The following is a 5,796-nucleotide window of genomic DNA, read 5'->3' as shown; positions in this document are numbered from 1 at the left end:
CTGGCGGCCTTCGTGGCCGAACCGGTGGCCGCGGTGTCCGGCGGGTGGACGGAAATGCCGCGCGGTGGGCCGGGGCTGGCCGCAGCGCCGATCGCCGCCGGAGTCGCTGAAACGGCGTCACTGTTCGGCCAATTGCCGCCGGCTTTTGCGCGCACGCAGCCGACGCCGGAACCGGCGCCATCGCCGCAGCATTTCCCGCTCGGCGCCGCGCGCGGCCAGGTCGCTGCCACCTATATTGTCGCGGAAACCGATGATGCGCTGATCATCGTCGACCAGCACGCCGCCCATGAACGGCTGACGCTTGAACGCATGAACCGGGCGCTGGCCGGCGGCGCTGTCGCGTCCCAGGCGCTGCTGGTGCCGGAGGTGGTGGAGCTGGACGATGTCGGCGCCGGCCGGGTCGCCGATCGGGCTGACGAGCTGGCCGAGCTTGGCCTCGAAGTCGAAGCCTTCGGCCCCACGGCCATCCTGGTCCGCGCCACACCGGCGCTGCTTGGCCCCTGCGACGTCAAGGGCCTGATCACCGATCTCGCCGATGATCTGTCCGCCTTCGGTCGCGCCCTGTCGCTGAAGGAGCGGCTCGACGGCGTCGCCGCCACCATGGCCTGCCATGGCAGCGTCCGCGCCGGGCGTACCCTCTCGATTCCCGAAATGAACGCGCTGCTGCGCGAGATGGAAGTCACCCCGCACTCTGGCCAGTGCAACCACGGCCGGCCCACGTGGGTGCGGCTGGCCAAGACCGATATCGAGAAACTCTTCGGCCGGCGCTGAGCCCGGCCGGCGCGGCAATGGCTCGCCGGCAAGGCGGTTGCCAACAGGCCCCGCAACCCGCATTCACAACGGGATGAGCATGACCTCCCTCGGCGCTTTCGACGCTGCAGCCATTCTGATCGTGCTGGCGGCGACGCTGGGCTATCTCAATCACCGCGTCCTGCGGCTGCCGTCGTCGGTGGGGCTGACCCTGATGGGCGCGGTGGCGTCGCTGCTGGTCATCCTGATCGACCGGCTGGGTGGCAGCATGCTGGCACCCCAGCTCAACGCGTTTCTCAATGGCATCGATTTTCACGAAACGCTGATGGACGGCATGTTGTCCTTCCTGCTGTTTGCCGGCGCCCTTCACGTGGACTGGACCGAGATGCGCCGCGGCCGCTGGCCGATCCTGGTGCTCAGCACCGTGGGCGTGCTGCTGTCCACCGCCATCGTCGGCTATGGCTTCCAGTGGCTGCTCGGCCTGTTCGGCATCGCGCTGCCGATCCTGTGGTGCCTGGTGTTCGGCGCGCTGATCAGCCCCACCGATCCGGTGGCGGTGATGGCCGTGCTCAAGCGCGCCGCGGTGCCGCCCACGCTGCAGGCCACGGTGGCGGGCGAAAGCCTGTTCAACGATGGGGTGGGGGTCGTCGTCTTCGTCATCCTGCTCGGCGCGGCCAGCAGTGGCGAGGCGCTGTCGCTGGCCGAGGCGGGCCGGCATTTCCTGCAGGAAGCCGGCGGTGGGGTGCTGCTGGGCCTTGGCATCGGCTGGCTGGCATTTCGCGCCATGCGCAGCATCGATGAATATAATGTCGAGGTGATGATCAGCCTGGCGGTGGTCATGGGCGGCTACAGCCTGGCGCATGTCGTCCATGTCAGCGGGCCGGTGGCGATGGCGGTGGCCGGCCTGTTGATCGGCAACGCCGGCGTCGTCCAGGCCATGAGCGATGTGACCCGCGATTATCTGATCAAGTTCTGGGCGCTGATCGACGAGATCTTGAACGCGGTGCTGTTCCTGCTGATCGGTCTGGAGGTCATTGCCATCGCGCAGGAACCGCGCCTGCTGCTGATCGGGCTGGCGGCGGTTCCGCTGGTGCTGGCCGCGCGCATCCTGGCGGTCGGCGCGCCGCTGGTCGCGATGCGCCCTTTGCTCAGCCTGGGGCCGTTGGCCATGCCGGTGCTGGTGTGGGGCGGCCTGCGCGGCGGCATCTCGATCGCGCTGGCCCTGTCGTTGCCGGAAGGCGCGATCCGCACCACCATCCTTGCCACCACCTATGTCGTGGTGCTGTTTGCCGTCATCGTGCAGGGCGCCAGCATCAGCGGACTGATCGCGCATCTGAACCGCCCGGCAACACCGGGCTGAAACGGCCAGAGGGGAGCCACGTGATGGACCAAGGCGATCCTGAATCCCCCGCCGCCGCCAGCGTGCCGGAGCAGACCGTGGCCATGGTGAATGGCCTGCGCCAGCGGCTGCACCATTTGCGCGAGCGCACCGCCAACCTGGCGCTGATCCCCAACCTGACGGGCGAAGCCGGCGACGCGCTGCGCCACAAGGTCTATGCCGAAGGCACGCTGTCGGTGGGCTTCATGCTGATGTGCGGGCTGTCGGCCGGCATCGCGGCGCTGGGCCTGCTGCAATCGTCCACCGCGGTGGTGATTGGCGCCATGCTGGTCTCGCCGCTGATGACGCCGATCGTGGCGCTGGGCTTTGCCTTTGCCTCGCTGGATGGCAAGCGCATCGGCGAAGCGGCGCGCGTGGTGGCGATCGGTGCCGTCATTGGCATCACCATCGGCGCCCTGCTCACCTGGATCAGCCCGATCCGCAACGCCACGCCGGAAATCCTGGCCCGCACCGAACCGACGCTGCTCGATCTGGCGGTGGCGCTGCTGTCGGGCATGGCCGGCGGCTATGCCATCGTGCGGGACAAGGGCGCCACGGCCATCGGCGTGGCGATTGCCACCGCGCTGATGCCGCCGCTCGCCGTCGTCGGCTATGGGCTGGGCGTTGGCCGGTTCGATTATGCCGGCGGGGCGTTCCTGCTGTTCCTCACCAACCTTGCCGCGATTGCGCTGGCCATCGGGGTGATCGCGCGGCTCAGCGGCTCGGCCAAGCCTTTTGCCGAAGTGGAGCTGAACCGCGATGCCGTGTTCTTCAGCGTGCTGGCCTTCCTGGCGCTGGCGACGCCACTGGGGCTGACGCTGCTGCGTGTCACCCACGAGGCCACGGCCCGCACCCGCGCCCGCGAGGCCATTGCCGCGGTGCTGGGGATCAAGCCGCTCGCCATCGCGCAGATCGACGTCAAATGGCCGCTGAATGGCCACCCGACGGTTGATGCGGTGGTGGTGGCGCCGCGCTTCCGCGCTGACGCGCAGGCCGAGGTGACGCGCCGGCTGGGGCAGGCGCTGGGCATCAAGCCCGAGGTGTCGGTGCAGCAGATCGTGGCGGCCGACACCCAGTCCCAGACGCGCGCCATGGTGGACACGGCCCTGCAACGCACCGTGGCCGGCATCACCAGCGACGTGCCGCCGTTCGAGGCGCTGCGCGCCGCGCTGGGCATTCCGGTGCAGACGGTGTGGACCAACCGCTCCGAACATGTTGCCTGGCTGGTGCCGGTGCCGGCACCCGGCTGGACCCTGGCCGATTATCGCGACGCCGAAAGCCTGGCCGCCGCCGCCGCCGGCGTGTGGCAGGTCCGCATCGTGCCGCCGGCGCAGCCGCAGCTGCCGATCAAGGCCGATGGCGAAGGCGACGGCATCAGCCCTGAGCTGGCTTTGTGGGCGGTGCAGCGCTGGGGCCTCAACAGCGTGGCGCTCAGCGTGGGGCGCGGCAGCGGGACCGATGAGGAGGCGCGGGCGCGTTTTGGCCCGCTGCTGGCCCGCCTTGCTGCGGCGCAACTGGCGGTGCGGTTGACGATCGAAGACGGCGATGGTCCGCCGGTGCTGCAGCCGTTCGGGCCACCTCCGGCCCAGCGCGGTGCCGGCGCTGCGCCGCCGCCCGAAACACGCTGACCGGTTGCCCTTGCTGCCCCGCGCTGTCGCTATTGCGAGCCACTTGCAAAAGCTGCGCGACTGCTGCTATTGATTCGCAACAACGTCGTTCGAATCGCAGGAAAGCCCGTGATCGTCTGTGTCTGCAATGCGCTGAAGGAACGGGATGTGCGCGAGGCCGCGCGCGTCGCGGGCAAGTCGTGCCCCAAGGCCGCCTTTGCGCAGCTCGGCTGCAAGCCCAAGTGCGGCCAGTGCCTGCCGTTCGCCAAGGAAGTGGTGGAAAACGCGCACGCGTGCACCTGAACCTTTGGCACCTGAGCGGGCAAGCCATTGATATTGCAAGTGCATATCAGTATTAAGTATCAGAAAATAAACGGCTTTTCTTGACTTTGGGCACGAATGCGGCCATGGCGGTCCTCTATAAGGGAGACTGACCATGCGCGGTGACGCCAAGGTGATCGAATTTCTGAACGCCGTGCTCAAGGGTGAGCTGACGGCGGTCAACCAATATTGGCTGCATTATCGCCTGCTCGACAATCTGGGCATCAAGAAGCTCGCCGATTACGAGCGGCACGAATCCATCGACGAGATGAAGCACGCCGACAGACTGATGGAGCGGATCTTCTTCCTGGAAGGCCTGCCCGGCATGCAGGCGCTCAATCGGCTGCGCATCGGCGAGACGGTGGAAGAGGTTCTGCAGGCCGATCTCGAGCTGGAGTTCGAGGCCATCGCGCTGTTGAAGGACGCCATCCAGCATTGCGAGGCGGTGCGCGATTTCGCCAGCCGCGACCTGTTTGCCGAGATCCTCAGCGCCGAGGAGGAGCATGTCGACTTCATCGAGACGCAGCAGGAAATGATCAAGCAGATGGGCCTGGCCAATTATATCCAGCTGCAATCGCGGCCGGCGGGGGAATAGGGCTACCCTCACCCCGCTCGCCGTTGGCGAGTCGACCCTCTCCCCAGATGGGAGAGGGGACAAGAATAAGGGCCGCCGTGGGATGCCACGGCGGCCCTTTTTGGTCTGGCGCGAAAGCTCAGCCGCGGCTGGACGCGTAAAGGCTCCACAGATCGGCGATGTCCTTCATGCCGCTCTTGTCGTTCACGGCCTTGAAGGTGGCGATGCCGGCGGCCTTCTGGCCGGCCTTCACCTGCGCGATGCCCTTGAACACGCGGGCATAATCGGCATCCAGGCCGTTGGCGGCGATGGCCTTGTCATAGGCGGCGATGGCCTTGGCGTAATCGTTGATGCCCAGCCAGGCGTTGCCGCCCTTGAAGGCGGTGGCCGGCGTGGCCGACAGCTTCACGGCCTCGGCGCCTTCCTTCGACACCGCGGCGGCAGCGGCGGCTGCCAGCTTCTGGCTCATCGAATCGCTGCCACCGCCGGCCTTGTCGAGCGCGGCCTTGGCAACGGCGGCCTGGCCGGCGAGCAGGGCGAGGCGGGCAAAATCCTGATAATCGGCCGGGCGGTCGAGCGAGCCGGTGGTCAGCATCAGGTGATAGAGCGCCAGCTTAGCTTCCGAGCGCATGTTGTTCTGCTGGAAGTTGGTGAGCAGCGTCTTCCAGCGCGCCGGCGAGGCATCGACCTTGATCAGGCGGGTGGTGGTGGCGAGATAGCCGGCCTTGTCGCCCGACTTGTATTGGGCGCCGGCCAGATTCTCGAGATAGACGGACTTGGCGCCGTTGGACGCGATCAGCTTGTTGTAGGCCGCGATGGCGGCCTTGTGGTTGCCCTGGCGGGTGTAGGCCTGGGCGACCAGGATCTGGCTGGCTTCGCCGCCGCAGCCCTTGGCGATGCTGATTGCCTTGTCCATCTGGCCGGCACGATAATAGAGCGGCGCCAGCTGGTTGCACGGCGCGCCGACTTCCTGCAGCGCGGCCGCGGCTTCGGCATAGCGGCCGACGGCGGTGAAGGCATAGCCGGCCATCTGGGCGGTCTTCTGCTTTTCCTCGGCCGTGTTGGCGGCGGCGCGGGCCTGGCTGATGGCGGCGGCGACACCGGCGGCGTTGCGCGACTTGGCGGCGGCCGTGGCGGCGTTCAGCGCCTTGCCAACGGCGGGCGAC

At 67.8% G+C, this 5,796-nt stretch carries 5 protein-coding genes and 1 pseudogene; 5 read left to right on the top strand and 1 reads right to left on the bottom strand.

All coding sequences use genetic code 11. The annotated features are described in order from the left end of the window. From GJ693_RS13215 to bfr, 5 genes and pseudogenes are all read left to right on the top strand, one after another. Positions 1-771, top strand: a pseudogene (locus GJ693_RS13215) (DNA mismatch repair endonuclease MutL); the annotation flags it as partial. 73 nt (positions 772-844) lie between these two features. After that, positions 845-2,110: a cation:proton antiporter gene (locus GJ693_RS13210; RefSeq protein ID WP_235902897.1), complete on the top strand. Its 1,266-nt coding sequence runs from the start codon at positions 845-847 to the stop codon at positions 2,108-2,110. A 23-nt stretch (positions 2,111-2,133) separates the two neighbouring features. After that, positions 2,134-3,756, top strand: a complete 1,623-nt coding sequence (locus tag GJ693_RS13205; protein ID WP_156256752.1) for a DUF389 domain-containing protein — start codon at positions 2,134-2,136, stop codon at positions 3,754-3,756. A gap of 108 nt (positions 3,757-3,864) precedes the next feature. Beyond that, positions 3,865-4,038, top strand: coding sequence for a (2Fe-2S)-binding protein (locus GJ693_RS13200; RefSeq protein ID WP_156256753.1), 174 nt, complete (start codon positions 3,865-3,867; stop codon positions 4,036-4,038). Between the two features lie 133 nt (positions 4,039-4,171). Then, on the top strand, positions 4,172-4,651 hold the full coding sequence (gene bfr, locus GJ693_RS13195) for a bacterioferritin (protein ID WP_156256751.1): 480 nt from the start codon (positions 4,172-4,174) through the stop codon (positions 4,649-4,651). Between the two features lie 118 nt (positions 4,652-4,769). Here bfr and GJ693_RS13190 read toward each other — a convergent pair. Further along, the coding region (locus GJ693_RS13190) for a tetratricopeptide repeat protein (RefSeq protein WP_156256750.1) at positions 4,770-5,796 on the bottom strand (1,027 nt) is incomplete at its 5' end.

The sequence above is a fragment of the Sandarakinorhabdus oryzae genome, assembly GCF_009733735.1.
GTDB classification, from domain to species: Bacteria; Pseudomonadota; Alphaproteobacteria; order Sphingomonadales; family Sphingomonadaceae; genus Sandarakinorhabdus; species Sandarakinorhabdus oryzae.
The sequence above is the reverse complement of the archived record's forward strand: the minus strand, read 5'-3'. Positions and strand labels throughout refer to the sequence as shown.

Excerpts from the sequence above, each read along its gene's own strand:
- GJ693_RS13210 (WP_235902897.1), top strand. The coding sequence starts at position 845 with ATGAGCATGACCTCCCTCGGCGCTTTCGACGCTGCAGCCATTCTGATC.
- GJ693_RS13205 (WP_156256752.1), top strand. The coding sequence starts at position 2,134 with ATGGACCAAGGCGATCCTGAATCCCCCGCCGCCGCCAGCGTGCCGGAG.
- bfr (WP_156256751.1), top strand. The coding sequence starts at position 4,172 with ATGCGCGGTGACGCCAAGGTGATCGAATTTCTGAACGCCGTGCTCAAG.